Annotated in this window: 22 protein-coding genes; 14 read left to right on the forward strand and 8 right to left on the reverse strand. The window is 71.4% G+C overall.

The genetic code is table 11. The features are described from left to right. Nucleotides 1-13: 13 nt before the first annotated feature. Complete coding sequence (locus tag J8N05_RS16475) at nt 14-2293, reverse strand: FdhF/YdeP family oxidoreductase (protein WP_210883598.1); 2280 nt, start codon at nt 2291-2293, stop codon at nt 14-16. 168 nt (nt 2294-2461) lie between these two features. Here J8N05_RS16475 and polA point away from each other — a divergent pair, with 168 nt between their 5' ends. Both polA and J8N05_RS16485 read left to right on the forward strand, forming a co-directional pair. Continuing rightward, nucleotides 2462-5188: a DNA polymerase I gene (polA, locus tag J8N05_RS16480; protein WP_210883599.1), complete on the forward strand. Its 2727-nt coding sequence runs from the start codon at nt 2462-2464 to the stop codon at nt 5186-5188. Between the two features lie 675 nt (nt 5189-5863). Next, a complete protein-coding gene (locus J8N05_RS16485; RefSeq protein ID WP_210883601.1) occupies nt 5864-6295 on the forward strand; it encodes a hypothetical protein in 432 nt (143 codons plus the stop codon). Nucleotides 6296-6330: 35 nt separating this feature from the next. Here J8N05_RS16485 and J8N05_RS16490 read toward each other — a convergent pair whose 3' ends face one another. Next, nucleotides 6331-7185: a DUF4184 family protein gene (locus tag J8N05_RS16490; RefSeq protein WP_210883603.1), complete on the reverse strand. Its 855-nt coding sequence runs from the start codon at nt 7183-7185 to the stop codon at nt 6331-6333. A gap of 343 nt (nt 7186-7528) precedes the next feature. Here J8N05_RS16490 and J8N05_RS16495 point away from each other — a divergent pair, with 343 nt between their 5' ends. From J8N05_RS16495 to J8N05_RS16505, 3 genes are all read left to right on the forward strand, one after another. Beyond that, the gene (locus J8N05_RS16495) at nt 7529-9232 is read left to right on the forward strand and encodes a lytic transglycosylase domain-containing protein (RefSeq protein ID WP_210883604.1); all 1704 of its coding nucleotides are present in this window, start codon (nt 7529-7531) and stop codon (nt 9230-9232) included. 188 nt (nt 9233-9420) lie between these two features. Beyond that, nucleotides 9421-9555 (forward strand): SPW_0924 family protein, encoded by a 135-nt coding sequence (locus J8N05_RS16500; protein ID WP_210883605.1) that lies wholly within the window; start codon nt 9421-9423, stop codon nt 9553-9555. Between the two features lie 66 nt (nt 9556-9621). After that, nucleotides 9622-10614: a DUF3068 domain-containing protein gene (locus tag J8N05_RS16505; RefSeq protein WP_210883607.1), complete on the forward strand. Its 993-nt coding sequence runs from the start codon at nt 9622-9624 to the stop codon at nt 10612-10614. 24 nt (nt 10615-10638) lie between these two features. Here J8N05_RS16505 and hrpB read toward each other — a convergent pair whose 3' ends face one another. Next, nucleotides 10639-13233: an ATP-dependent helicase HrpB gene (gene hrpB, locus J8N05_RS16510; RefSeq protein ID WP_210883610.1), complete on the reverse strand. Its 2595-nt coding sequence runs from the start codon at nt 13231-13233 to the stop codon at nt 10639-10641. A gap of 68 nt (nt 13234-13301) precedes the next feature. After that, entirely contained in the window at nt 13302-14180 is an 879-nt protein-coding gene (locus tag J8N05_RS16515; protein ID WP_247706721.1) for a class I SAM-dependent methyltransferase, read from the reverse strand. Nucleotides 14181-14581: 401 nt separating this feature from the next. On the opposite strand from J8N05_RS16515, the gene rpsA reads away from it, so the two are divergent. From rpsA to J8N05_RS16535, 4 genes are all read left to right on the forward strand, one after another. After that, the gene (gene rpsA / locus J8N05_RS16520) at nt 14582-16099 is read left to right on the forward strand and encodes a 30S ribosomal protein S1 (protein ID WP_107017577.1); all 1518 of its coding nucleotides are present in this window, start codon (nt 14582-14584) and stop codon (nt 16097-16099) included. Nucleotides 16100-16381: 282 nt separating this feature from the next. Next, on the forward strand, nt 16382-17320 hold the full coding sequence (locus J8N05_RS16525; protein WP_189770096.1) for a PAC2 family protein: 939 nt from the start codon (nt 16382-16384) through the stop codon (nt 17318-17320). Nucleotides 17321-17457: 137 nt separating this feature from the next. Continuing rightward, a complete protein-coding gene (gene coaE, locus J8N05_RS16530; RefSeq protein WP_210883612.1) occupies nt 17458-18069 on the forward strand; it encodes a dephospho-CoA kinase in 612 nt (203 codons plus the stop codon). A 64-nt stretch (nt 18070-18133) separates the two neighbouring features. Next, the gene (locus J8N05_RS16535) at nt 18134-18514 is read left to right on the forward strand and encodes a tetratricopeptide repeat protein (protein WP_210883613.1); all 381 of its coding nucleotides are present in this window, start codon (nt 18134-18136) and stop codon (nt 18512-18514) included. Nucleotides 18515-18560: 46 nt separating this feature from the next. Here J8N05_RS16535 and J8N05_RS16540 read toward each other — a convergent pair whose 3' ends face one another. Next, nucleotides 18561-18824: a DUF6343 family protein gene (locus J8N05_RS16540; protein ID WP_210883615.1), complete on the reverse strand. Its 264-nt coding sequence runs from the start codon at nt 18822-18824 to the stop codon at nt 18561-18563. Nucleotides 18825-18910: 86 nt separating this feature from the next. On the opposite strand from J8N05_RS16540, the gene J8N05_RS16545 reads away from it, so the two are divergent. The 3 genes from J8N05_RS16545 to J8N05_RS16555 all read left to right on the forward strand — a co-directional run bounded on the left by J8N05_RS16545 (nt 18911) and on the right by J8N05_RS16555 (nt 21334). Then, nucleotides 18911-19897, forward strand: a complete 987-nt coding sequence (locus J8N05_RS16545) for an acyltransferase domain-containing protein (RefSeq protein ID WP_210883617.1) — start codon at nt 18911-18913, stop codon at nt 19895-19897. 144 nt (nt 19898-20041) lie between these two features. After that, nucleotides 20042-20737 carry a class I SAM-dependent methyltransferase gene (locus tag J8N05_RS16550; RefSeq protein WP_247706300.1) on the forward strand — a complete coding sequence of 232 codons (696 nt, stop codon included), beginning with the start codon at nt 20042-20044 and terminating at the stop codon, nt 20735-20737. A 114-nt stretch (nt 20738-20851) separates the two neighbouring features. Beyond that, nucleotides 20852-21334 (forward strand): DoxX family protein, encoded by a 483-nt coding sequence (locus tag J8N05_RS16555; RefSeq protein ID WP_210883618.1) that lies wholly within the window; start codon nt 20852-20854, stop codon nt 21332-21334. 30 nt (nt 21335-21364) lie between these two features. On the opposite strand, the gene J8N05_RS16560 is transcribed toward J8N05_RS16555, so the two are convergent. After that, nucleotides 21365-21901 carry an RNA-binding S4 domain-containing protein gene (locus J8N05_RS16560; RefSeq protein ID WP_247706301.1) on the reverse strand — a complete coding sequence of 179 codons (537 nt, stop codon included), beginning with the start codon at nt 21899-21901 and terminating at the stop codon, nt 21365-21367. Nucleotides 21902-21988: 87 nt separating this feature from the next. Between J8N05_RS16560 and J8N05_RS16565 the strand changes: the two genes are divergently transcribed. Further along, nucleotides 21989-22708 carry a uracil-DNA glycosylase gene (locus J8N05_RS16565; RefSeq protein WP_210883619.1) on the forward strand — a complete coding sequence of 240 codons (720 nt, stop codon included), beginning with the start codon at nt 21989-21991 and terminating at the stop codon, nt 22706-22708. Nucleotides 22709-22781: 73 nt separating this feature from the next. Here the strand turns inward: J8N05_RS16565 and J8N05_RS16570 are convergent, their stop codons facing one another. Then, on the reverse strand, nt 22782-23189 hold the full coding sequence (locus tag J8N05_RS16570; RefSeq protein ID WP_210883620.1) for a (2Fe-2S) ferredoxin domain-containing protein: 408 nt from the start codon (nt 23187-23189) through the stop codon (nt 22782-22784). Further along, the gene (locus J8N05_RS16575) at nt 23186-23875 is read right to left on the reverse strand and encodes a GntR family transcriptional regulator (protein WP_210883621.1); all 690 of its coding nucleotides are present in this window, start codon (nt 23873-23875) and stop codon (nt 23186-23188) included. The genes J8N05_RS16570 and J8N05_RS16575 overlap by 4 nt, the downstream gene beginning before the upstream one ends. 204 nt (nt 23876-24079) lie before the next feature. Here J8N05_RS16575 and J8N05_RS16580 point away from each other — a divergent pair, with 204 nt between their 5' ends. Continuing rightward, the gene (locus J8N05_RS16580; protein ID WP_210883622.1) at nt 24080-25573 is read left to right on the forward strand and encodes an NCS1 family nucleobase:cation symporter-1; all 1494 of its coding nucleotides are present in this window, start codon (nt 24080-24082) and stop codon (nt 25571-25573) included. The last annotated feature ends 2 nt before the right edge of the window (nt 25574-25575 follow it).

Raw genomic sequence — 25575 nt, forward strand, 5'->3', positions numbered from 1 at the left:
TCTAAGCGAACGCTCAGTTGGTTGTCGATTGTTCCAGACGGACGACGACGGACTTGCTGGCGGGCGTGTTGCTGGTGTCGGCGGTGGAGTCCAGCGGCACCAGGACGTTCGTCTCCGGGTAGTAGGCGGCCGCGCAGCCGCGGGCCGTCGGGTAGTGCACGATCCGGAAACCGGCCGCGCGACGCTCCACCCCGTCCTTCCACTCGCTGACGAGGTCGGTGTACGAGCCGTCGGCGAGACCCAGCTCGCGGGCGTCCTCGGGGTTCACCAGGACGACCCGGCGGCCGTTCTTGATCCCCCGGTAGCGGTCGTCGAGGCCGTAGATCGTGGTGTTGTACTGGTCGTGCGAGCGCAGGGTCTGCAGGAGCAGGCGGCCCTCGGGGAGCTTCGGGTACTCGACGGGCGCGGCCGTGAAGTTGGCTTTGCCGGTGGCGGTCGGGAAGCGGCGCTCGTCGCGCGGGGCGTGCGGGAGGGCGAAACCCGCCGGATCGGCGACCCGGTTGTTGAAGTCGTCGAAGCCCGGCACGACGCGCGCGATGCGGTCGCGGACCGTCGCGTAGTCCTTCTCGAACTCCTCCCAGGGCGTGCGGGAGTCCTCGCCCAGGACGCGGCGGGCGAGCCGGCACACGATGGCCGGCTCGGACAGCAGCTGACCGCTCGCGGGCTCCAGACGGCCGCGGGAGGCGTGCACCATGCCCATGGAGTCCTCGACCGTCACGAACTGCTCGCCGCCGCCCTGGAGATCACGCTCGGTGCGGCCGAGGGTCGGCAGGATCAGGGCGCGCGCGCCGGTGACGGCGTGCGAGCGGTTGAGCTTCGTCGACACGTGCACGGTGAGGCGGGCGCGGCGCATCGCGGCCTCGGTGACCTCGGTGTCGGGGGAGGCCGACACGAAGTTGCCGCCCATCGCGAAGAAGACCTTGGCCTTGTCGTCGCGCATCGCGCGGATCGCCCGCACGACGTCGTAGCCGTGGCCGCGCGGCGGGGCGAAGCCGAACTCCTTCTCCAGGGCGTCCAGGAAGGCGGGCGCGGGGCGCTCGAAGATGCCCATCGTGCGGTCGCCCTGCACGTTCGAGTGACCGCGCACCGGGCACACGCCCGCGCCCGGCCGGCCGATGTTGCCGCGCAGCAGCAGGAAGTTGACGACCTCGCGGATCGTCGGCACGGAGTGCTTGTGCTGGGTCAGACCCATCGCCCAGCACACGATGGTGCGCTTCGAGGCGAGGACCATCGACAGCGCTTCGTCGATCTGCGCGCGCGTGAGGCCCGTCGCCGTGAGCGTCTCGTCCCAGTCGGCGGCGCGCGCGGCCTCGGCGAACTCCTCGTAGCCGTGGGTGTGTTCGCCGACGAACTCCTCGTCGACGGCTCCCTCCGTCTCCAGGACGAGCTTGTTCAGGAGACGGAAGAGGGCCTGGTCGCCGCCGATGCGGATCTGCAGGAACAGGTCGGTGAGGGCGGCGCCCTTGATCATTCCCTGGGGGGTCTGCGGGTTCTTGAAGCGCTCCATGCCCGCCTCGGGCAGCGGGTTCACCGTGATGATCCGCGCGCCGTTCGACTTCGCCTTCTCCAGGGCGGAGAGCATGCGCGGGTGGTTGGTGCCCGGGTTCTGCCCGGCCACGATGATCAGATCCGCCTGGTAGAGGTCGTCCAGCAGGACGCTGCCCTTGCCGATCCCTATCGTCTCGTTCAGCGCGGAGCCGGACGACTCGTGGCACATGTTCGAGCAGTCGGGGAGGTTGTTCGTGCCGTACTCGCGGGCGAACAGCTGGTAGAGGAACGCGGCCTCGTTGCTGGTGCGGCCCGAGGTGTAGAACAGCGCCTCGTCCGGGGAGTCGAGGCCGATGAGCTCCTCCGCGATGATGTCGAAGGCACGCTCCCACGGCACCGCCTCGTAGCGGTCGGCGCCCTCCGCGAGATACATGGGGTGCGTGAGGCGGCCCTGCTGGCCCAGCCAGTAGCCGCTGCGGGTCGCGAGGTCGGCGACCGGGTGCGCGGCGAAGAAGTCCGGGGTCACCCGGCGCAGGGTGGCCTCCTCCGCGACCGCCTTCGCGCCGTTCTCGCAGAACTCCGCCGTGTGCCGGTGCTCCGGCTCGGGCCAGGCGCAGCCCGGGCAGTCGAAGCCGTCCTTCTGATTGACCCGCAGCAGCGTCAGCGCCGTGCGCTTCACACCCATCTGCTGCTGGGCGATGCGCAGGGTGTGGCCGATGGCCGGCAGCCCGGCCGCAGCATGCTTCGGTTCCGCGACCTGCGGCGCGTCCTGAACCGGATCACTCTGGGGCGGCTTGCCGGCCATGTCGGCCTCCTCTTCGAGCACATGTGTGAGGTACGTCTCCGATCCTCCCACGTGGTAGTGACACGGATCGTGGCCCGGTCCGCACAACGGGGGAGAACCGGCGGCAGAACACCGCCGCGGGCGGCGGGGCGGGACCGACTGTCAGTGGGGCGTGGCAGGATCGGGGGTGTGGCAGAGACAGCATCGAAGAAGACCGAGAAGACCTCCGGCGGGGGACGCCCGCGGCTGATGCTCATGGACGGGCATTCGCTGGCGTACCGCGCGTTCTTCGCGCTGCCCGCGGAGAATTTCACGACGGCGACGGGCCAGCCGACGAACGCGATCTACGGCTTCGCGTCGATGCTCGCCAACACGCTGCGCGACGAGTCGCCCACGCACTTCGCGGTGGCGTTCGACGTGTCGCGCAAGACGTGGCGCTCCGAGGAGTTCACGGAGTACAAGGCGAACAGGTCGAAGACGCCCGACGAGTTCAAGGGCCAGGTCGAGCTGATCGGCGAGGTCCTGGACGCGATGAACGCCGAGCGGTTCGCCGTCGACGGCTTCGAGGCGGACGACATCATCGCCACGCTCGCCACGCAGGCCGAGGCCGAGGGCTTCGACGTGCTGATCGTCACCGGCGACCGCGACTCCTTCCAGCTGGTCTCCGAGCACACCACCGTGCTCTATCCGACCAAGGGCGTCTCCGAGCTGACCCGGTTCACTCCGGAGAAGGTCTTCGAGAAGTACGGGCTGACGCCGGCCCAGTACCCCGACTTCGCCGCGCTGCGCGGCGACCCGTCCGACAACCTGCCGGGCATCCCCGGTGTCGGTGAGAAGACCGCCGCGAAGTGGATCAACCAGTTCGGTTCGTTCGCGGAGCTGGTCGAGCGCGCCGAGGAGGTCAAGGGCAAGGCCGGGCAGAACTTCCGCGACCACCTGGAAGCGGTCAAGCTCAACCGCCGCCTCACCGAGATGGTGCGTGACGTCGAGCTGCCGAAGACGGTGCCCGACCTGGAGCGCGCCGCGTACGACCGCACGGCCCTCGCGATGGTCCTGGACACCCTGGAGATCCGTAACCCGTCGCTGCGCGAGCGGCTGCTGGCCGTCGACCCCGGGGCCGAGCAGGCCGAGGACGCGGCTCCGGCCGCCGCGGGCGTGGCCGTGGACGGCACCGTTCTCGACGCCGGCGAGCTGGGCCCCTGGCTCACCGAGCACGGCACGACGGTCCTGGGCGTCGCCACGGTCGACACCTGGGCGCTCGGTACGGGATCGGTCGCCGAGGTCGCCCTCGCCGCGGCCGGCGGAGCGGCGGCCTGGTTCGACCCGTCGCAGCTCGACGAGAGCGACGAGAACGCGTTCGCGCGCTGGCTCGCCGACGCCGACAGCCCCAAGGTGCTGCACAACGCCAAGGCGGCCATGCGGGTCTTCGCCGAGCACGGCTGGAGCGTCGCGGGCATCTCCATGGACACCGCGCTCGCCGCCTACCTCGTCAAGCCGGGCCGGCGCTCCTTCGACCTGGACGCGCTGTCCCTGGAGTACCTCGGCCGGGAGCTGGCGCCCGCCGCGACCGCCGACGGACAGCTCGCCTTCGGCGCGGACGAGGGCGCCGAGGCCGACGCGCTGATGGTGCAGGCCCGCGCCATCCTCGACCTGGGCGAGGCCTTCGGGGAGCGACTGCAGGAGGTCGGTGCGGCCGATCTCCTGCAGGACATGGAGCTGCCCACCTCCGAGCTGCTCGCCCGTCTGGAGCGGCACGGTATCGCGGCGGACAGGGCGCACCTGGAGGCCATGGAGCAGATGTTCGCGGGCGCGGTCCAGCAGGCCGTGAAGGAGGCGCACGCGGCGGCCGGGCACGAGTTCAACCTCGGCTCGCCCAAGCAGCTCCAGGAAGTCCTCTTCGGTGAACTGGGCCTGCCCAAGACGAAGAAGACGAAGACCGGCTACACGACGGACGCCGACGCGCTCGCCTGGCTCGCCGCCCAGACCGACAACGAACTGCCCGTCATCATGCTCCGCCACCGCGAGCAGGCGAAGCTTCGGGTCACCGTCGAGGGCCTGATCAAGACGATCGCCGCGGACGGCCGTATCCACACCACCTTCCACCAGACGGTCGCCGCGACGGGCCGCCTCTCGTCGCAGGACCCGAACCTCCAGAACATCCCGGTCCGCACCGAGGAGGGCCGCGCGATCCGCCGCGGCTTCGTGGTCGGCGAGGGCTTCGAGTCCCTCATGACCGCCGACTACAGCCAGATCGAACTGCGCGTGATGGCCCACCTGTCGGAGGACGAGGGCCTCCTGGCGGCCTTCACCTCCGGCGAGGACCTGCACACCACCGTCGCCTCCCAGGTGTTCTCCGTGGAGCGCGACGCCGTCGACGCGGAGATGCGCCGCAAGATCAAGGCGATGTCGTACGGGCTCGCGTACGGGCTGTCCGCGTTCGGGCTCTCCCAGCAGCTCAACATCGACGCGGGGGAGGCGCGTGGCCTGATGGACACGTACTTCGAGCGCTTCGGCGGGGTGCGGGACTATCTGCGCCGGGCGGTCGACGAGGCGCGGGCCACGGGGTACACGGCGACGCTCTTCGGGCGCCGCCGTTACCTCCCCGACCTCAACAGCGACAACCGGCAGCGGCGGGAGGCCGCGGAGCGGATGGCGTTGAACGCGCCGATCCAGGGCACGGCGGCGGACATCGTCAAGATCGCGATGCTGCATGTGGACAAGGCTCTGCGGGAGGCCGGGCTGGCGTCCCGGATGCTCCTCCAGGTCCACGACGAAATCGTCCTGGAGATCGCTCCCGGGGAGCGTGCGCGGGCGGAGGAACTGGTCCGCCGGGAGATGGCAGCGGCGGTGCGGTTGCGCGCCCCGCTGGACGTCTCGGTGGGCTCGGGCCCGGACTGGGAGTCGGCGGCGCACTAGCCCCACGGGGGCCGCGGGTGCTTCGCCTGCGGGTCCGGTGAGGGCCGGGGGGTTGTCTGCGGGTCCGCTGTGGTTGATCGCGCAGTTCCCCGCGCCCCTGAGGTGGCTTGGGCCGGGGGCGGGGGTTGTCTGCGGGTCCGTCGTGGCTGGTCGCGCAGTTCCCCGCGCCCCTGGGTGGGTGGGGGCGGCTGTGAGCTGTCGCGTGCACCCAGGGACGAAAGGCAGGGGCGCAGCCCCGCCTTTCAGGGGCGCGGGGAACGGCGCGGCTCGCCCCCGCCGGGCCCGCAGGTGGGGTGTTCAGGGGCGCGGGGAACGGCGCGGCTCGCCCCCGCCGGGCCCGCAGGTGGGGTGTTCAGGGGCGAGGGGAACTGCGCAATCTTTTGGGCTCGCCCCCGCCGGGCCCGCAGGTGGGGTGTTCAGGGGCGCGGGGAACGGCGCGGCTCGCCCCCGCCGGGCCCGCAGGTGGGGTGTTCAGGGGCGCGGGGAACGGCGCGGCTCGCCCCCGCCGGGCCCGCAGGTGAGGTGTTCAGGGGCGCGGGGAACGGCGCGGCCCGCCCCCACCGGGCCCGCGCCCGGCACACCGCGCCGCCGCACTCCGCCCGCCCCCGAAGGGCCTGTCACCCGCCTGGACCCCGACCAGGCGCCCCCCGCGGAGCCCCCCGCCAGGATGCGGGCATGGGTCCTCACATACGGCACATACGGAACACGCGGCGCACGCGATACGTACCGTGCGTACGAAACTGCCGCACCGTCCTGGCCACAGCCCTCGCCTCAACCCTCCTCCCCCCGGTCGCCGCCGTCTCGGCCACCGCCGCCAGCCCGAGATTCCCGGCCGGCACCTTCGACGGGCCCTGGCAGGCGGACGCCACCAGCCACCGCTTCCTGCCGGACGACCCTGACGACCCCGACGGCACCACCTGCCACGCCCCCCACACCGCGCCGTCGTCCAGGCGCGGCACCCTCTCCGTGGCCGTGCGCGACGACCTGGGCCTCGTCTGCGAGCTGGCGGGCGAGCGCCAGTACGACTCCGCGAGCATCGCCAAGGTGCTGATCATGGAGGGACTGCTGCGCCGGGCCGAGAGCCTGGGCCGTTCCCTCACCCGCTGACCGCGCGCTCTTCCCGGAGACACCGGAGGCGATGTTCAGCGAGGAATCGGACGGTTCGGCTCCGTACGAGCCGCTGCCGGGCTGGGACGAACCGGAGCCGGGCGCCACACCCTGACCGCCACGGCGTACGCGGCGAACCCGACGGCCAGCCCGGCCCCCGCCCCGAAGCACACGGTGGGAATCAGCTCCCACGGCTTGGCCCGCGACCCCCAGTAGTCCCACCAGCGCGTCGCCCGCTGCACGGCCGCCACCGCCGCGCAGCCGCCGATCAGAGCCCCCGCGAGCCACCGGTCGCGCACCGAGAGCACGGGCACCCCCACCGGTCCGGCATCGGGCTGCCGCCGCAAGGCCACCACCAGGAACACCGCGATCACCACCGCCGCGAGCGCCGAACCGCCGTACTGCAGATACCAGTACAGGGGCGAGCCCGCGATCTCCCGCCCGAGGACGGGCAGAACCCGCATGCCCCACCGGTCGAGATGCGTGAACGCGTCCCACACGACATGGGTGAGCGCCCCGGTCGCCGCCGACACGTACCACCACAGGGCGAGCGAGGGGCGCGGACGGGCGCGCGGCGCACCGCAGCGCAGGAAGGCGCCGACCCATCCCTGGTGGCCGCGCGGCAGCAGCGCCACCAGCGGCTCCCGCAGCACCAGCCAGGCGCCCACGAGCGCCCAGGCGACCAGGACGTCGAAGGTGAACACCCCGGTGAAGGAGTGCGTGAAATCGCCGAACTCCATTGCCTCCGGCAGCACACTCGCCGCGTAATAGGTCATGTCGGGCGCGAACGAACCGGCGACGAGCACGGCCGGAACCAGCCGGCCCCGCCCGGACCCGTCTGCGCGCACCGCAGGCAGGACGGCCGCGGCATGGCTGAGAGTGAACGGCAACGGGGCTCCAAACGAACAGTATTGACCGGACCCGAAGGCGCAGGGGCGACGACGATCCGGTACATCCCGGGCTGTCCGAGGGGCGGACGGTCCCGGCCGTCCCATGATCGGTGACGTCCAGTATGCGGAAACGGTTCCCGGATCCACGGCATGGCGAGGAGCCGCAGGGGAAGGACAAACGGGATATGGCCAACCGGTGAAGACCGGCTCCGAACAGGTGTCTGCGCGGCAGAAGTTGTCGTAGGGTCGCCTGGGCTGCCGTATGGGGGGCATACGGCCGCACGACCGGACAGCAGGGGAACGCGCGGAGCACGGACGGACGTCCACGGGAGGGGTTCACGCAATGGCGGCGCAATTCGGCAGGCGAGTCGTCAAGGGGGCGGCGACCACCGCCGTGGCCGCTCTCGCGGTCGCGGCTCTGTCCGCATCCCAGGCCCCGGGTGTCACGGACACCCCCCAGGGCAGGCAGAACGCCAACTCCCAGCCCTCGCCCGATGTGAACGCCGACGACAGCGCGACCGGCAACTCGCCCTATTACACGGACCTCCCGCCGCTCAACAGCCCCACGCCGTCACCCAGCGCGAGCAGTGACACCCCCGGTGCCGCGGGCGACGCCGAAGCGGGCATACCCGCGACCGTCCTCGACGCCTACAAGAAGGCCGAGACGTCGCTGGCCGGTTCCAAGCCCGGGTGCAACCTCCCCTGGCAACTCCTCGCGGCCATCGGCAAGGTCGAGTCCGGACAGGCCCGCGGCGGCAACGTCGACGCGAACGGCACCACGATCACCCCGATCCTCGGCCCGGTCCTCAACGGCGTCGGCTTCGCGCGGATCACCGACACCGACGGCGGCATGTACGACGGGGACACCACCCACGACCGTGCCGTGGGCCCCATGCAGTTCATCCCCTCCACCTGGGAATGGTCCGGCCGCGACGGCAACGGCGACGGCAAGAAGGACCCCAACAACATCTACGACGCGGCCCTCGCGGCCGGCCACTACCTGTGCCGGTTCAACTGGGACCTGTCCGACAGCGCCGACCTCAGGCGCGCCATCCTCAGCTACAACAACTCGACGGACTATCTGAACACCGTCCTGTCGTGGCTGGAGTACTACCGCAAGGGCACCCACGAGGTCCCGGACGGCACGGGCTCGCTGCCCTCCCACCGCAGCGACAACGGCACCGGCGGCGCGAGCCCCGGCCCGACGTCTCCGGCCTCCACCCCGCCCACCAGCCAGAGCCCGGGCGGCGGCACCACGAGCCCGAAGCCGCCGACCACGACCCCGCCCACGACGACCCCGCCCACCACGCCTCCGCCCACCACGACGCCTCCGACATCCCCGTCACCCACGCCCACCGAGACGGTGGACCACCTGGAGGACGCCGGCACCGGGAAGCTCACCGCGACCGCGGGCGACACCTTCGCCGAGAAGATCAGCGCCCGTACGGAGACCAAGGCCGGCAAGGCCGTCGCGAAGGTCCGGGTCCGGTTCACGATCACCGGCGACACCGACACGACGTTCACCGGCGGCGAGAGCGTCGCGACCGTCGTCACCAACTCCTCCGGTGTGGCGACCGCGCCCGCGCTCAAGGCCGGCGAGAAGACCGGCGCCTTCAAGGTGCGCGCCACCGTCGTCGGCCGCACGGTCTCGGGCCTCGACTACGCGGCGACGGTCACCGCCCGCCAGGCCGACGCGCTCGCCCGCACCGCCGACACCGCGCTGACCTGCGTCCCGGGCGCCGAGTTCGCGGACCTGGTCGAGGTGAAGGCCACGTACAAGGGCGCCGCCGCGGACGGTGTGGCCGCGACCGCCACGCTCATCAAGACGGCGGACGACGCCACCGAGAACGACAAGGGCCCCTACTTCAAGGACGCGGACGACAAGGCGGTACGCACTCTCACGGGCCTTGAGACGGACAAGGACGGCCTGTTGAAGCTGCCGAAGCTGTACGCGGACGACACGGAGGGCACGTACCTGCTGCGGATCACCACGACCGGCGGGGCGACCCTGACCGTCGAGCTGAAGGTGGCGGCAGCCGCCTCGTAGCCCCGAAGATCGCCGGCCGCGGCCCCCCCCCCGTCGGGGGGGGGGCCGCGGCCGTTGTCTGCGCAACGTGTTCTCATCTGGCCCGCCCGTTGCTACGGTGCCCGACCTGACGATGTATCAGTTCCATGGGGCCGGTTTTGCCCGGCTCCGCTCCATGTACTCGGTTCCGCCTGTGCCGGGAGGCCCGCATGCGCGCCCTGATCGCCGCCGCGACCGGTCTGGCCCTCGCGTTCGCGCTGGTCCTCCTCGTCACGGCCATGGGCTCGCCGTCGGGCGAGACCTCACCGAAGCCGCTGCTCACCACCGTCCCGAGCCACCCGTAGCGCACACACACCCGTGACGCACGCACCCGTGACGCACATCCCCAACGCACCGGGAGGGCCGCCGAGATGCGCCGCAAGGCCAGCCTGATCCTGCTCGCCCTCGCCGTGTTCTTCGCGGCGCTGTCCCCGCTGCTGCGCTGGTACGCCTTCCCGCGCGTGGCCAAGATCCCCGCCGACCAGTACCAGGACATGGTCCTGGAGGCGAAGGACGCGACCCTCCTCGACTACGGCTCGATGACCGCCAAGAAGGTCGACAAGGTCACCGTCGTCCAGACCCTCAAGGGCAACGTCGAGGCCTCCGAGAGGATCGAGCGGACCGCGAACCGCGACGTCGTCGTCTGGGACGGCCTCTCCTACGTCCAGGGCCCCGACGGCGAGATGGTCTCCCGCATCCCCGAGCGGTACATCTTCGACGCGCACACCCAGGAACCCGTCCACGCCACCGGCGAGAGCGTCGACGGCGATCCCGTCCGGCGCGAGGGCATCGAGTTCAAGTGGCCCTTCCTCACGGAGAAGAGGGACTACGAGTACTTCGACGCGCAGGCCCGGATCACCGAACCCATCCACTACAAGGGCACACAGAACTTCAGGGGCGTCGACGTCTACTACTTCGAGCAGACCATCCCCTGGACCAAGGTGCCCTTCCCGAAGGTCATGCCCGTCGAAGGCATCACTCCGGAGTCCGTCGCCAAGACGGGCACGACCCGCTGGTACACCACGGTCCGCAAGTTCTGGGTCGAACCCGTCACCGGAGCACCCGTCTACGGAGAGGAGATCCACCGGGAGGAACTGCGCGGCGGCACCCTCCTGGGCGACCGCGACAAGGTGACCGCCTTCGCCGGACACGTGAAGATGCGCGAGGACTACATCCGCTCGACCGTCGACCTGGTCAAGTCCCAGCGGCTCCTCGTCGCCCTGATGTCCTCGTACCTGCCCTGGGGTTTCCTGATCCTGGGCGTCGGACTCCTGGCGCTCTCCCTGTACCTGGAGGCCCGCAGCCGCCGCCCCGGCGATCCGTCCCCGACGCGGACCCGGGAACCGGAACCGCTCAGCGCCTGAGGCGGACTCGGCGCCGAGGCGGGTTCAGGGTCTGTTGCCGCGGGCGGTCGTGTGCCGGGTCGGCCGCGCGCCCGCCGGGTCCTCCGGCCAGGGGTGCTTCGGATACCGCCCGCGCAACTCCGCCCGTACGCTCCGGTAGCCGTCCTTCCAGAAGGACGCGAGGTCCGAGGTGACAGCGGCCGGGCGCCCCGCGGGCGACAGCAGATGCACCTGTACGGGCACTCCCGCGACCGTCGGCGACTCCTGCGCCCCGAACATCTCCTGCAGCTTCACGGCGAGCACCGGCCGCTCGGGGTCCGCGTAGTCGATCCGGATCCTGGACCCGCTCGGCACCTCGAACCGCTCCGGCGCCAGCTCGTCGAACCGGGCCGCCTCCCCGGACGCCCACGGCAGCAGCCGGCCCAGCGCCTGCCCGGCCTGGACGCGCTCCAGATCGGCTCGCCGCCGGGCCCGGCCCAGCTCCGGTTCCAGCCACTCGTCCACGCGCGCGTGGAGCGCGTCGTCCGACACGTCGGGCCAGGGAGCGCCGACCTGCCGGTGCAGGAAAGCGAGCCGCTGCCGCAGCACCTCGGCGTCCCGCGACCACCGCAGCAGCCCGAACCCCTCCGCCCTCAGCCCTTCGAGCAACGCCTCCCGTACGAGTACGGGGTCGGCGTCGCGCAACGGCCGTACCGCCAGCTCCACGGCTCCCAGCCGCCTGACCCGCCGCGCGACGACGTCCCCGCCGTCCCAGCGCACCTCGTCGCCCTCCGCGTACAGGGCTCCCGCCGCCTCGCGCGCGACCTCCTCGTCGACCACGGCCCCGAGCCGCACGCGCGCGTGCCCGGCGCCCACCGGCCGGTCGGCGACCGCGACGGCGATCCAGGAGGCGTCCCGCAACCCACTGCCGTCCCCGACCTCGGCCCGGGTCCCACCCACCATGAGAAAGGACCCCCCTTGCCGCCGGGCAACCCGCTCAGGAAAGGCAAGCGCGGCGACGAGCCCGGCAACATGGTCGTCGCCGATGCCTCTGACCTCGACCTGGGGCGCCCCGTCAGGGGCGCGGGGAACTGCGCGACCGGCCACGACGGGCCCGCGGCCGTCGACGGACCCTCCCGCCGCGCCGGGCGCGGCCCGGGACGGGACCGCGGCCCGCAGCCGCCGGACCTCGGCCCGCCACCGCCCGGCATACGCGTCACCCCCACGGCGCGCGGCCCGCAGCACGGCGGCGAGGTCGTCGCCGTACGACCGCGGCGGCTCCTCGCTCAGCAGAGCGACCACCTCCGCGGCCCGCTCGGCACCGAGGGACGCCCCGGCGTCCAGCAGCGCCCGCCCCAGCCGCGGATGCAGCCCGAGCCGCGACATCCGTACACCCCGGTCGGTCGGACGCCCGTCCGAGCCCACCGCGCGGACGGCCTCCAGAACGCCCCGCGCGGCAGCCATGGCGCCCGCCGGCGGCGGATCCAGCAGAGACAGCCCCGAGGCGTCCGGATCGCCCCAGCAGGCCGTCTGGAGGGAGAACGCCGTCAGATCGGCCACCTTGATCTCCGGCGCCGGGAAACGCGGCAGACGCCCGTCCTCCGCCTCCGCCCAGCACCGGTACACCGCCCCCGGAGCCTCGCGCCCCGCCCGCCCGGCCCGCTGCCTGCCGGCGGCCTGCGAGGCCCGTACGGTCGTCAGCGCGCTCAGGCCGCGCGCGTGGTCCACGCGCGGTTCGCGCGCCAGCCCGGAGTCCACGACCACCCGCACACCCGGGACCGTAAGCGACGATTCGGCCACCGACGTGGCGAGGACGACCCGGCGCCGCGTACCGCCGGACAGCACCGCGTCCTGCACGGCGGTCGGCGCCCGTCCGTGCACCTGTAGTACCTCGACATCGCCCAGTGCCCCGAGCTGCCCGGCGACCCGTGCGATCTCCCCGACCCCGGGGAGGAAACACAGGACATCCCCGTCCCGCTCGGAGAGCGCCCGGCGCACCACCGACGCCACATGGGTCAGCAACACAGGGTCCACCCGCATCCCATGGGGTGGCCGCACAGGGCGCACGGACGGCGCCCACACCACCTCGACAGGATGGGAGACCCCCGCCGCCTCGACCACGGGGACGTCGCCGAGCAGCCGGGCCCAGCCCTCGGCGTCGGTCGTCGCCGAAGCGGCCACCAGCCGCAGCTCGGGGCGCAGCGCGGCCCGGACGTCCAGCAGGAACGCCGCCGCCGTGTCCGCGTCCAGATGGCGTTCGTGGCACTCGTCGAGCACGACCGCGTCGACGCCCGCCAGCTCGGGGTCCCGCTGCAGCCGTTGCAGCAGCACCCCGGTCGTGACGACCTCCACGCGCGCGTGCGGCCCGACCACCCGTTCCCCGCGGACGGTGAAACCGACGCTCTGACCGACCTTCTCGCCGAGCAGCCACGCCATCCGCCGTGCGGCGGCGCGCGCCGCGATGCGCCGCGGCTCGGCCACCACGACCCGCCGCGCCGGCTCCCCGCCGACGAGCCCGGCGAGCACCAGCGGCACGAGGGTCGTCTTGCCGGTGCCGGGCGGGGCGACGAGGACCGCGGCGCCGCGGTCCTCCAGGGCGTCCCTCAGGCCGGGCAGCGCGTCGCGTACGGGCAGCGAGTCCAGGGCGTCATGACGGATCACACGATCACATGCTCGGTACGGGTCACCCGCTCAGTCTCTCTCCCGGCCTCCGGCCGGGGTGCCGCCGTCTAGCTCCGCTCGCACACGAAGATCGTCGTGCCCGGGATCAGGTTTCCCCGAAGGGGCGACCAGCCGCCCCACTCCTGGGTGTTCCAGGCGGGCCACTCGGGCTCGACCAGGTCGACCAGCCGGAAACCGCCCGCGACCACGTCCCGGACGCGGTCGCCGACCGTCCTGTGGTGCTCGACGTACACCGCGTTCCCGTCCTCGTCCTGCTCGACGTACGGCGTGCGGTCGAAGTACGAGGAGGCCACGCTCAGCCCCTCGGGTCCCGGCTCGTCGGGGAAGGCCCAGCGGACCGGATGCGTGACGGAGAAGACGAACCGGCCGCCCGGCCGCAGCACCCGGTGCACCTCCCGCAGGACCTGCACGGGCTCGGCGACGAAGGGCAGCGCCCCGTACGCGGAGCACGCGAGGTCGAAGGAGCCGTCCGCGAAGGGCAGCGCCGTGGCGTCGGCCTCCACGAGCGGGACGCTGTCGGCGCCGATCCGCAGGGCGTGCTGGAGCTGCCGGTGCGAGAGGTCCAGGGCGACCGGCCGGGCACCCTGGGCGGCCAGCCAGCGCGAGCACTGGGCGGCCCCCGCGCCGATCTCCAGGACGTCCTTGTCCTTCAGGTCCTCCATCGGGCCCAGCAGCTCGGCCTCGATCTCGTCGAGACCCTCGGGGCACCACACGAAACGGTCGTCGCCGAGGAACGTGCCGTGCTCGATCTGGTAGTCGTCCGCGTTCCGGTCCCACCAGCCGCGATTGGCACGGGAGCTCTCGGAGCCACCGGCCGCGCGTCGGGTCGCCTCGGGCTCGGGCGCCTCGAACTCGGACGCCTCCGGAGAGGACGCTTCGGGCCGGGACGGTTCGGGCTCTTGGATGATCGGCTCCCTCGTATTAATCTGCGGTCACTTCGGTGCGGCCGTCATGGCGGCGGTCACGAAAGTGGCACTACAGAATCCGCGTGACCCCGTGGCGTTGCCTGATGTACGGCTGCCGCCGCGTGGGTCCTGTGCCGGGTATGCGGCGATCCGCCCCGGGTGTGCGCCTTCGCGCATTGACCCTGTCCGGCTGCCCCCGTATGCTACAAGTTGCGCTGCGGGCCTGCGCTCCTCAGACGTAGCAGGCTGCGCTCGCATCTGTCGTATGTCCCCTCGGTTTTCGAGGCGCCACCGGCGAGTGTTCTCATCGAACACGGCCCGGATTCGGCGCTTCCTTGGCTGTCCGGCTTCTTCAGAGCGAAACGGGCTCCCGGCGTAAGCAGTACCTACGACTCACTGTCCGTACCGGAGCCCTTTCCCACATGACGAGCAGCACCGAGACCACCTCTACCACGCCGCAGGTAGCGGTCAACGACATCGGTAACGAGGAAGCCTTCCTCGCCGCGATCGACGAGACGATCAAGTACTTCAACGACGGCGACATCGTCGACGGCGTCATCGTGAAGGTCGACCGGGACGAGGTCCTGCTCGACATCGGTTACAAGACCGAAGGTGTCATCCCGAGCCGCGAGCTCTCGATCAAGCACGACGTCGACCCGAACGAGGTCGTCAAGGTCGGCGACGAGATCGAAGCCCTTGTTCTCCAGAAGGAGGACAAGGAAGGCCGCCTGATCCTCTCGAAGAAGCGCGCCCAGTACGAGCGCGCCTGGGGCACCATCGAGAAGATCAAGGAAGAGGACGGCATCGTCACCGGCACCGTCATCGAGGTCGTCAAGGGTGGTCTCATCCTCGACATCGGCCTCCGTGGCTTCCTGCCGGCATCTCTCGTCGAGATGCGCCGTGTCCGTGACCTCCAGCCCTACGTGGGCAAGGAGCTCGAAGCCAAGATCATCGAGCTGGACAAGAACCGCAACAACGTGGTCCTGTCCCGCCGTGCCTGGCTGGAGCAGACCCAGTCCGAGGTCCGCCAGACGTTCCTCACCACCCTCCAGAAGGGTCAGGTCCGTTCCGGCGTCGTCTCCTCGATCGTCAACTTCGGTGCCTTCGTGGACCTGGGTGGCGTCGACGGTCTGGTGCACGTCTCGGAGCTCTCCTGGAAGCACATCGACCACCCCTCCGAGGTTGTCGAGGTCGGCCAGGAAGTCACCGTCGAGGTCCTCGACGTGGACATGGACCGCGAGCGTGTCTCCCTGTCGCTGAAGGCGACGCAGGAAGACCCGTGGCAGCAGTTCGCCCGCACCCACCAGATCGGCCAGGTCGTGCCCGGAAAGGTCACGAAGCTGGTTCCGTTCGGTGCGTTCGTCCGCGTGGACGAGGGCATCGAGGGTCTGGTGCACATCTCCGAGCTGGCCGAGCGCCACGTGGAGATCCCGGAGCAGGTCGTCCAGGTCAACGACGAGATCTTCGTCAAGGTCATCGACATCGACCTTGAGCGTCGTCGCATCAGCCTCTCGCTGAAGCAGGCCAACGAGTCCTTCGGCGCGGACCCGGCCTCGGTCGAGTTCGACCCGACGCTGTACGGCATGGCCGCGTCGTACGACGACCAGGGCAACTACATCTACCCCGAGGGCTTCGACCCCGAGACCAACGACTGGCTCGAAGGTTACGAGTCCCAGCGTGAGGTGTGGGAGAACCAGTACGCCGAGGCGCAGACGCGCTTCGAGCAGCACCAGGCTCAGGTCATCAAGTCCCGCGAGGCGGACGCCCAGGCCGAGGCCGAGGGTGTCGCCACCCCCGGTGCGGCTCCGGCCGCCTCCGGCGGCAGCGGTGGCGGCGGTGGCGGTTCGTACTCCTCGGAGTCGGACGACAACTCCGGCGCCCTGGCGTCGGACGAGGCCCTGGCGGCTCTGCGCGAGAAGCTCGCCGGCGGCCAGAGCTGAAAGCTCACCGCCAGCGGTAGCTAGCTGGTAACCGCGGGCCCGCACCCACTTGGGTGCGGGCCCGCGGTGCGTTGTCCTCCCGGACCCGGACAGACACGTACCTGCACCCGCTTCGGCTCTCTGCCCCGCACCTGCTCCGGTTCCCGGCGGTGCCGCCGCCTCGCGCGCGGGCCCGTCATGGGCATGAGAAGCCGGTAAGAGGCGCAGTGAAGCGGGGTGAACCGGGAATGCCCATCTCCTGGCCCGTGTTGTCGATTAGGAACACGAGGAGGAGCGGTCACAGTGCTTGATCCGCAGGGTTTGTACGCATGGGAGCCGAAGGGCCTGGCCGTGGTCGACGTGGCGCTCGCCCAGGAGTCGGCCGGTCTTGTCATGCTCTACCACTTCGACGGATACATCGACGCGGGCGAGACCGGCGACCAGATCGTCGACCGGGTGCTCGACTCGCTGCCCCACCAGGTCGTCGCGCGATTCGACCACGACCGGCTCGTGGACTACCGCGCCCGCCGCCCGCTGCTGACGTTCAAGCGCGACCGCTGGGCCGACTACGAGGAGCCCACGCTGGACGTGCGGCTCGTCCAGGACGCCACCGGTGCGCCCTTCCTGCTCCTCTCCGGGCCCGAACCGGACGTCGAGTGGGAGCGCTTCGCCGCGGCCGTCCAGCAGATCGTGGAGCGCCTCGGCGTCCGGCTGTCCGTGAACTTCCACGGCATCCCCATGGGTGTCCCGCACACCCGGCCCGTGGGCCTCACCCCGCACGGCAACCGCACGGACCTCGTCCCCGGCCACCGCAGCCCCTTCGACGAGGCCCAGGTGCCCGGCAGTGCCGAGTCGCTGGTCGAGTACCGCCTCATGGAGGCAGGACACGACGTCCTCGGAGTCGCCGCGCACGTGCCCCACTACATCGCCCGCTCCCCGTACCCGGACGCCGCGTTGACGGTCATGGAGTCGATCACGGCCGCGACCGGCCTGGTCCTGCCGGGCATCGCGCACGGGCTGCGCACCGAGGCGCACCGTACGCAGACGGAGATCGACCGGCAGATCCAGGAGGGCGACGAGGAACTCGTCGCGCTGGTCCAGGGACTTGAGCACCAGTACGACGCCGCCGCGGGCGCCGAGACGCGGGGCAACATGCTGGCCGAGCCGGTGGACATCCCGTCCGCGGACGAGATCGGTATGGAGTTCGAGAAGTTCCTGGCCGAGCGGGAAGGCGATGCGTAGCTCGCTCTTCGCGAGCGGCCACGCGGTAACGCTTCGCGTGGGGGCGGTTCGTCGACCGCGGGCCGGTGGGGGCTGGGCGCGCAGTTCCCCGCGCCCCTGACGGGGCGCCCGCGGGCCCCGGGCTTATGCTGCTGGGCATGTTGAAGGTGGGGCTGACCGGTGGGATCGGGGCCGGCAAGAGTGAGGTGTCGCGGCTGCTCGTGGAGCACGGGGCCGTACTGATCGACGCCGACAGGATCGCCCGGGAGGTCGTCGCGCCGGGAACGCCCGGGCTGGCGGCCGTGGTCGACGCCTTCGGTGAGGAAGTGCTCACCGCAGACGGCACCCTCGACCGGCCGAAGCTCGGCTCCATCGTCTTCGCGGACCCGGACAGGCTCGCCGTACTGAACTCGATCGTGCACCCCCTGGTGGGCGCCCGCTCCCGTGAACTCGAAGAAGCCGCTTCGGCGGACTCCGTGGTCGTGCACGACGTGCCCCTGCTCACGGAGAACGGCCTCGCGAAGCTGTACGACCTCGTGATCGTGGTCGACGCCAGTACGGACACACAGCTCGACCGGCTCGTCTGGCTGCGCGGAATGACCGAGTCCGACGCCCGCGCCCGTATGGCGGCCCAGGCCACCCGCGAGCAGCGCCGAGAGATCGCGGACGTCGTCATCGACAACGACGTACCTTTGGAAGATCTGCGGCGACGTGTACGGGACGTGTGGGCGGACCTGGAGCGGCGGGCCCGGGAGGGCGGGGAGCAGTAGGCGTCCTCGGAATAGTGGGTGTCCGCCAGGCGTTGATTCCCCGCAGCGAGGGAAGGAATGTGCCGTGCCCGAGACCAGCGGATTCGCCGGACGTACTCCGGAGACGCATGTCATCGACTTCCGCGCCGCGGAGCAACTGCTCGCCGCGCGGGATCCCAGGGGCGCGGTGAAGCTGCTCGACAACGTCATCGCCGCGTACCCGGAGAACACGGCCGCGCGGCTGCTGCGCGCGCGGGCCTTCTTCGCCGCGGCGCAGCTGCGGCCCGCCGAGCTGGAGTTCACCATCGTGCTGGAGCGCGAGCCGGACAACGCCTTCGCGCACTTCGCGCTCGCCCGCACCTACGAGCGCTCCGGGCAGCAGGCGCAGGCCATGCGCCACTTCCGCCTCGCGGCGGCGCTGGACCCGCAGCCGGAGTACCTGGCCGCGGCACGCTTCGACTCCTGAACCGAGCCACTGCCGGGTCCAGCGCGGGTGATGGGCCGGGTCAGGGTCAGTCGCGGTGGTCCGGTGGTGGGTACGGCGGGATGTCGGGCCCCGGCTGATAGTGCGGCCCCTGGCGGAGATGCCTGAGGATCATCGCCAGATCGACGGTGGTGATCAGCCACAGCACACCGCAGGCGACGGCCCAGCCCGTCCGCCCGGCGAGAGCGAACGCGGCCGTCCCCGCGAGCGCCCAGACGAGCCCCCACACACTCAGCCACAGACGCGCTCGCAGCGCACTGCGCGCGGTCGTCGGTTCACTGCCCGTACGCATAGGAATCACCACTCCTACCGGAAAAACGTACTCTTCGTAGTGCACATTTCACCTGGGGCGGGCGGACGAGCGGACGGGGAGCGGCTGTGCTGGTGGAGGAGCTGCGGGCGGACGACAGGCTCGCCGGATGGCTGAGGGACCTGGAGAGCGGGGGCGCACCGCGCACGGAGGCGGTCCTTCCCGACGCCATCGAGCTGCCGGACGTCCTGCTCGACCTGGCGGTACCGCACGAGTGCGTCAACGAACTGGTCGCACTGCGCGCCCGGCTGGCGGCGGACCCGGAGGCGTCGACGCTGCTCGGGCTGTGCGTCGACCGGTTCGTACGCGACATGGGGAAGATCGGCGGCGGCTGGGAACCGCCGGCGTTCCCGGAGTCCACCGGGGCCCTGGGCCGTACGTTCCAGGTGTTCGTCTTCATCGCCGCGCTGCCGTACGTGCGTGCCTACCACCGGCAGCGCGACATCCCGGCGGACGTCTCCCGGCGCACCCTCGCGGACCTGGGCCGGAACCTGGCCGTGCACCGGCGGCGGACCGGCACCACGGGGCTGCTGGTGCCGTGGTGGATCGGGCTGCACTTCCACGGGGAGCTGTACCAGTTGGGGCGGCTGCAGTTCCAGCGCGCCCGGCTGGGCGGGGCCACCGGGCAGGCGGCGGCGGACGCGGGGCTCGCCACAGGGCCCGGTGAGCCCTGTCTGAGCCTGCACATCGCCGACTTCCGGGGGCCGCTGTCACCGGAGGCCTGCGACCGGTCGCTGGACCTGGCGCGGGAGTTCTTCGCGCGCCACTACCCGGAGGAGCACTACGCGGTGGCGGTCTGCCACTCCTGGCTGCTCGACCGGCAGTTGACGCGGTATCTGCCCGATGGCTCCAACATCGTGCGTTTCCAGGAGCGGTTCCGGATCGACTGCGAGGAGACGAAGGCCGACGACAAGGTGCCCGTCGCGTTCGTCTTCGGCGACCCCGAGCTGCCCGTGGCGGAGCTGCCGCGGCGGACCGGCGTGGAGCGGGCGGTGGGGGACCATCTGCGGGCGGGCGGTCACTGGTACGGCGGCCACGGGTGGTTCGCGCTGTGATCGTCGGCTGGGAGAGTCGCCGTCGGCCGAGGAAACCGCTGCTTCCGCGGGCCGTCTCTTCCGCGTCCTGACCCCGTCTCACTCGTACGGGTGAGACGTGGTGGGGAGGGGAACGACTGTGCGGGCGTGGGCCGTTGGGCGGGTATGACGATCGAGATGCGTGAGGGGTACGAAGGGACGGGGCCCGGCGCCATCACGCCGGACGGCTGCGCGGTGGAGCTGTACGCGCGGTTGTCCGTCGGGGACGAGCCGGACATCATCGCCTCGGCCGTGCCGGCGGGGGCGCACATCCTCGAACTGGGCAGTGGCGTGGGGCGTATGACCCATCCGCTCCTGGAGCGCGGCTTCACGGTGACGGCCGTGGACGAGTCCGCCGAGATGCTGGAGCGGGTACGGGGGGCGCGCACGATACGCGGTGCCATCGAGACGCTCGACCTGGGCGAGAAGTTCGACGTGGTGATGCTCGCGTCGTTCCTCGTGCACGCCGGGGACGTCGAGGTGCGGCGCGGAATGCTGGACGCGTGCCGGAGCCATGTCACGGACGGCGGCTGTGTGCTGATCCAGCGCGAGGGCGAGAACTACCACACCGACCTGCCGCGCGAGCGGCTCGATCCGAGCGGGTTCACGATTCGCATGCTGTCCGCGGAGCCGGTCGGGGACGGGGTCAACTCGGTGCGGGCCGAGTATGTGTTCCCGGACGCGGTGTGGACGCAGACGTTCCTGGCCCGGCCGCTCGGCAAGGAGGAGTTCGAGGCGGCGCTGGCAGAGGCAGGGCTGCGGGTCGACCGGTATCTCACGGAGGACCGGGTGTGGGTGCGGGCGGTGCCGGTGGAGGTGTGACCTGCCGTGTCCGCGGGGCGAGTTGCCGTGAAGCGATGAGTTTCGGAGGGCGGGCCGGTCTACCTCTGTGACAGCAACGCGCGCCGTTGCCCCCGGAGAACCCAGGAGAACCTCATGTCCGAGACCACCGTTCCCGCCGCCTCCGCCCCGGCAGCCGCCTCCGCCCCGGCCGCCGCGTCCGGCACGGTCGTTGCCGAGTCGGCGACCGCCCGTGGGCGCCGCGCCCGCCTCGCCCTCAAGGGGCTGCAGATCCTGCTCGCGCTCTTCTACGTGATCGCGAGCGCGCTGCCCAAGCTCGTCGCGCACTCCTCGGCGGTCGAGTCGTTCGACGAGATCGGCTGGGGCAGCGCCGGGATGTACACCATCGGACTGCTCGAACTGGCCGGCGGCATCGCGCTGCTGATACCCGTGCTGGCCTCCGTGGCCGCGGTGTCGCTGAGCGCGCTGATGGTGGGCGCGTTCATCACCCAGGTCACCGTGTTCGACGGGGAGTACGCGGCGACCCCGCTCATCCTGATAGTGCCGCTCGCACTGATCGCCTGGGCGCGACGGGGGCGGACCGCGGACCTCGTGAAGCTCCTGCGGCGCCGGTCCTGAGGCGTGGGACGAGTGGGCGGTGCCGTCCGCCTACTCGGCCGAGCCGGGACCCCGCAGGCGTTCCATCTCGCGGCGGTCGCGCTTGGTGGGGCGGCCCGCGCCCCGGTCGCGGATGCCCGCGGGGGCGACGGCCTCGCGGGGCGGCGGCGGGGGACTGTTGTCGACGTAGCACTCGGCGGCGACCGGGGGCCCGACCCGCTTGCGGATCACGCGCTTCACGATGACGATCCGCTCCCGGTCCGCGTGCCGGAGGCGGACCTCGTCACCGACGCGGACGGAGTACGCGGGCTTGACCCGTTCGCCGTTCACCCGGACGTGGCCGCCACGGCAGGCGGTGGCGCCCATGGAGCGGGTCTTCACCAGACGGACGGACCAGATCCAGCTGTCGACGCGCACGCTCTCGCCGCTCGCGGGCGCGGCCGCCTTCGCAACGGCCACGGCGTCGGCCACCGCGTCCGTCGCGTCACCGGTCGCGGAACCGTCGGCGCCCGGCCCGGCGTCTCCGCGCCGCCCCGCCTCGTTCCTCCGAGTCCCCGATCCAGTCCCCGACTGAGTCCCTGAAGCCATGGTCCGACCTTAGTCCTCGGCGGGCGTGGAGCCGGAATCGTTTTCCGTCGCATGGAGCCGGGTTCTCGCCGGGCATACCGTGACGGCATGGAGCAGGAGCGCAGCGTGGCGGAACTGGACCGGCGGATCGCCGGGTGCCGGGCCTGCCCACGGCTGGTCGAGTGGCGGGAGGAAGTGGCCCGGACGAAACGGGCCGCCTTCGTGGACCAGACGTACTGGGGCCGCCCGGTGCCGGGGTTCGGACCGCCGGACGCCCCGCTCCTCGTGATCGGGCTCGCGCCCGCGGCGCACGGCGGGAACCGGACCGGCCGGATGTTCACGGGAGACCGGTCCGGGGACGTGCTGTACGCGGCGCTGCACGACGTGGGCCTCGCCTCGCAGCCCACGTCCGAGAGCGCCGACGACGGACTGACCCTGTACGGCGTCCGCGTCACCTCGCCCGTGCACTGCGCGCCGCCCGCCAACAAGCCGACGCCCGAGGAACGCGACACGTGCCGCCCCTGGCTCGTGAACGAACTGCGGCTGCTCGCACCCACCCTCCGCGCGGTCGTCGTGCTCGGCGGTTTCGGCTGGCAGGCGGCGCTGCCCGCGTTCACCGAGGCGGGCCGGCAGGTACCCCGGCCCCGTCCGGCCTTCGCCCACGGAGCACAGGTCGTCCTGGAGGGCCCGGAGGCCCACCCCCTCCACCTCTTCGGCTGCTACCACGTGAGCCAGCGCAACACCTTCACCGGCCGGCTGACCCCGGAGATGCTCCGGGACACACTGCGCACGGCGGCCCGAGCGGCGGGGCTGCCCGCAACCCCATGACCGGCCCAGGGCGGTGCCCCCCCCCGCCACATCCTCCCCGCGCCCGGGCGCGCGGCCTCCCCCGGGCGCGGGGCTACCGACGCGCCCGGTCCCGTTCGCCCGCCGACTGGACGAACTGCAGTTCCAGGGTGGCCGGGGGAGCGGTGATGCCGGGGCCGCCCGATTCCGCCCAGCGGAGTATCTCGTCGGTGCAGTCGTCGCCCATCGACCAGCCGATCCAGACGGCCTTGCCGCCCCGCCTGCGGCCCTCGCCCGACGGCTGTACGACGATGATGTTGGCCTGGTCGCAGGGGCCGAGGCAGTCCGCCGTACGGACCGCCAGGCGGCCACCGGAGGCGTCGGCGGCGGCGCGCAGGCGGGCCAGTTGCCAGTCGTGGTCGTAGCCGGGGTACTTGCGCGCGTCGCCGCAGCAGCAGCCGCGGCAGACGACGAGCGTGCAGGGCCGGGTCCTCGCGGCACCGATCGCCGTACGGGCAGTCACACTTCTCCTTCGAGATCAGTACCGGTGAGGACGGGGGCGTCCGTGTCGCCGAAGAGGTGGCGCACCGTCGAGCGGTAGTTGGCCCGGACGTGTGCCAGCGCGTGGGCGCGGGCCCGTTCGCGGTCGCCGGAGGCGATGGCCGCGTACAGCTCCCGGTGTTCGGCGAGGAGTTGCGGCCACTCCTCGTTCTGGCGGGTGAGCCAGCGCAGGCGGCCGTCGACCGGTTCCATCACGGAGATCAGCAGGCTGTTTCCGGCCATCGCCAGGATGCGGTCGTGGAAGCGGGTGTTGATGTCGGTGATCGCCTCGGCGTCGTCCGCGGCGGTCGCGTCCGCCGCGCGGTCGAGGAGTTCGTCGAGCTCGGCCAGGTCGGCCCGGGTGGCGCGCCGGGCGGCGAGCCCGGTGGCGTACACCTCAAGGGCCTCGCGGAGTTCGAAGAGTTCCGCGACGTCCGTGCGGGTCAGCCGGCGTACGACCGCGCGGCGCGGGGTCTCGAAGAGGACGAAACCCTCGGTGACCAGCGCCCGGATCGCCTCGCGGACCGGTACCCGGGAGACCCCGAACCGCTCGGCCAGCTCGCGCTCGACCAACCGGTCGCCGGGCAGCAGCCGCCCGGCGATGATCTCCTGCCGCAGCGAGCTGAGCACCCGCTCGCGCACCGCCCCCAGCGGTTCCACCGTCGTCATGCGTCCATCCTCGCCGACCCGTGGACTGTTTTACCGAGCTGTTACCGCCCGGACATGGCGAGATGTCATCGGGAGCGGGACCATGACCACAGTTTGGTATACCAAAGCGGTCTGCAGCCGTCCCCGTCCTCCTCTCACTCATCCACTCGCGCATCCCCCCACCCCAGTCCTCCCGTCGTCCCCGACCACGCTCATGGAGGCCCTGTGTCACTCGCCGATCCCGCCGCTGCCACCGGCACGCCGGCATTCGTCCCCGATCCCAGGCTCACCAATGAGGACCTCGCCCCCGCGGGCAAGCGCAACTGGAAGGTCTTCGACCTCTTCGCCATGTGGATGTCCGACGTCCACAACCTCGGCAACTACACGTTCGCGGCCGGGCTGCTGGTCCTCGGCATGAACGTCTGGCAGATCTTCACGTCCCTGCTCGTCGGCTTCGTGCTCATCTACATAGGCATGAACTGGATGGGGAGGATCGGACAGGCACACGGCGTGCCCTTCCCGGTCGTCAGCCGCATCAGCTTCGGCGTCTGGGGTGCCAACATCCCGGCGCTGATCAGGGCCGTCATCGCCATCATGTGGTACGGCATCCAGACCTATCTGGCCTCCGTCGCCGTCAACATCATGCTGCTCGCGGCCTGGCCGGGGCTGGAATCCTGGACCCACAGCTCGTTCCTCGGGCTCGACGCGCTCGGCTGGGTGTCCTTCGTCTCGCTGTGGCTGGTCCAGGCGCTGATCATCAGCCAGGGCATGGAATCCGTACGGAAGTTCCAGGACTTCTGCGGTCCCGCCATCTGGCTCGTGATGATCGCCCTCGCCATCTGGATCCTCGCGAAGGCCGGCTGGACCATCTCGCTCACCTCGACCCCGAACCCGGTCTCCGTGGGCGAGCAGTGGCGGCAGTGGTTCGGCGCGATCGGCCTGATCCTGGCCACGTACGGCACGCTGATGCTCAACTTCTGCGACTTCTCGCGCTTCGCGCCCAGCTACCGGACCGTCAAGCGCGGCAACTTCTGGGGTCTGCCGATCAACTCGACCGCCTTCGTGATCGTGTCGGTCATCGTCACGGCCGGCTCCATCGAGGTGTTCGGCAAGGCGATCACCGACCCGGCCCACCTCGTCGCCGAGATCGGCAACAAGTGGGTGCTCATCCTGGGGGCGCTGACCTTCGCCATCGCCACCATGGGCGTCAACATCGTCGCCAACTTCGTCTCGCCCGCGTACGACCTGGCCAACGTCTGGCCGCAGAAGATCACCTTCAAGGTCGGCGGCATGATCAGTACGGTCGCCGCGTTGGTCGTGACGCCGTGGAACCTCTTCTCCAACCCCACCGTCGTCAACTACTTCCTCGGCGGCCTCGGCGCCTTCCTCGGCCCGCTGTTCGGTGTGATCATGCTCGACTACTTCTGGGTCAAGCGCGGTCGCATCGACGTGAACGAGCTGTTCAACGCTCAGCCCGGGTCGCGCTACTACTACCGCAAGGGCGTCAACCCCAAGGCCCTGTGGGCGTTCCTGCCCGCGGCGGCGGTCTCGGCGGTCCTCGCGCTGGTGAAGACCTTCAGCGACGTGGCCCCGTACTCCTGGTTCATCGGTACGGCGCTGGCCGCCGGGCTGTACGCGCTGCTGTGCCGCTCCGAGCGCGCCGCCGCCGACACCGCCGTGTCCGAGCCGGTCGCGGCCGTCACTCCCCAGGAGGGCTGAGC

Origin of the sequence: Streptomyces liliiviolaceus (assembly GCF_018070025.1) — a bacterium.
In the GTDB taxonomy this organism is placed as follows: Bacteria; Actinomycetota; Actinomycetes; order Streptomycetales; family Streptomycetaceae; genus Streptomyces; species Streptomyces liliiviolaceus.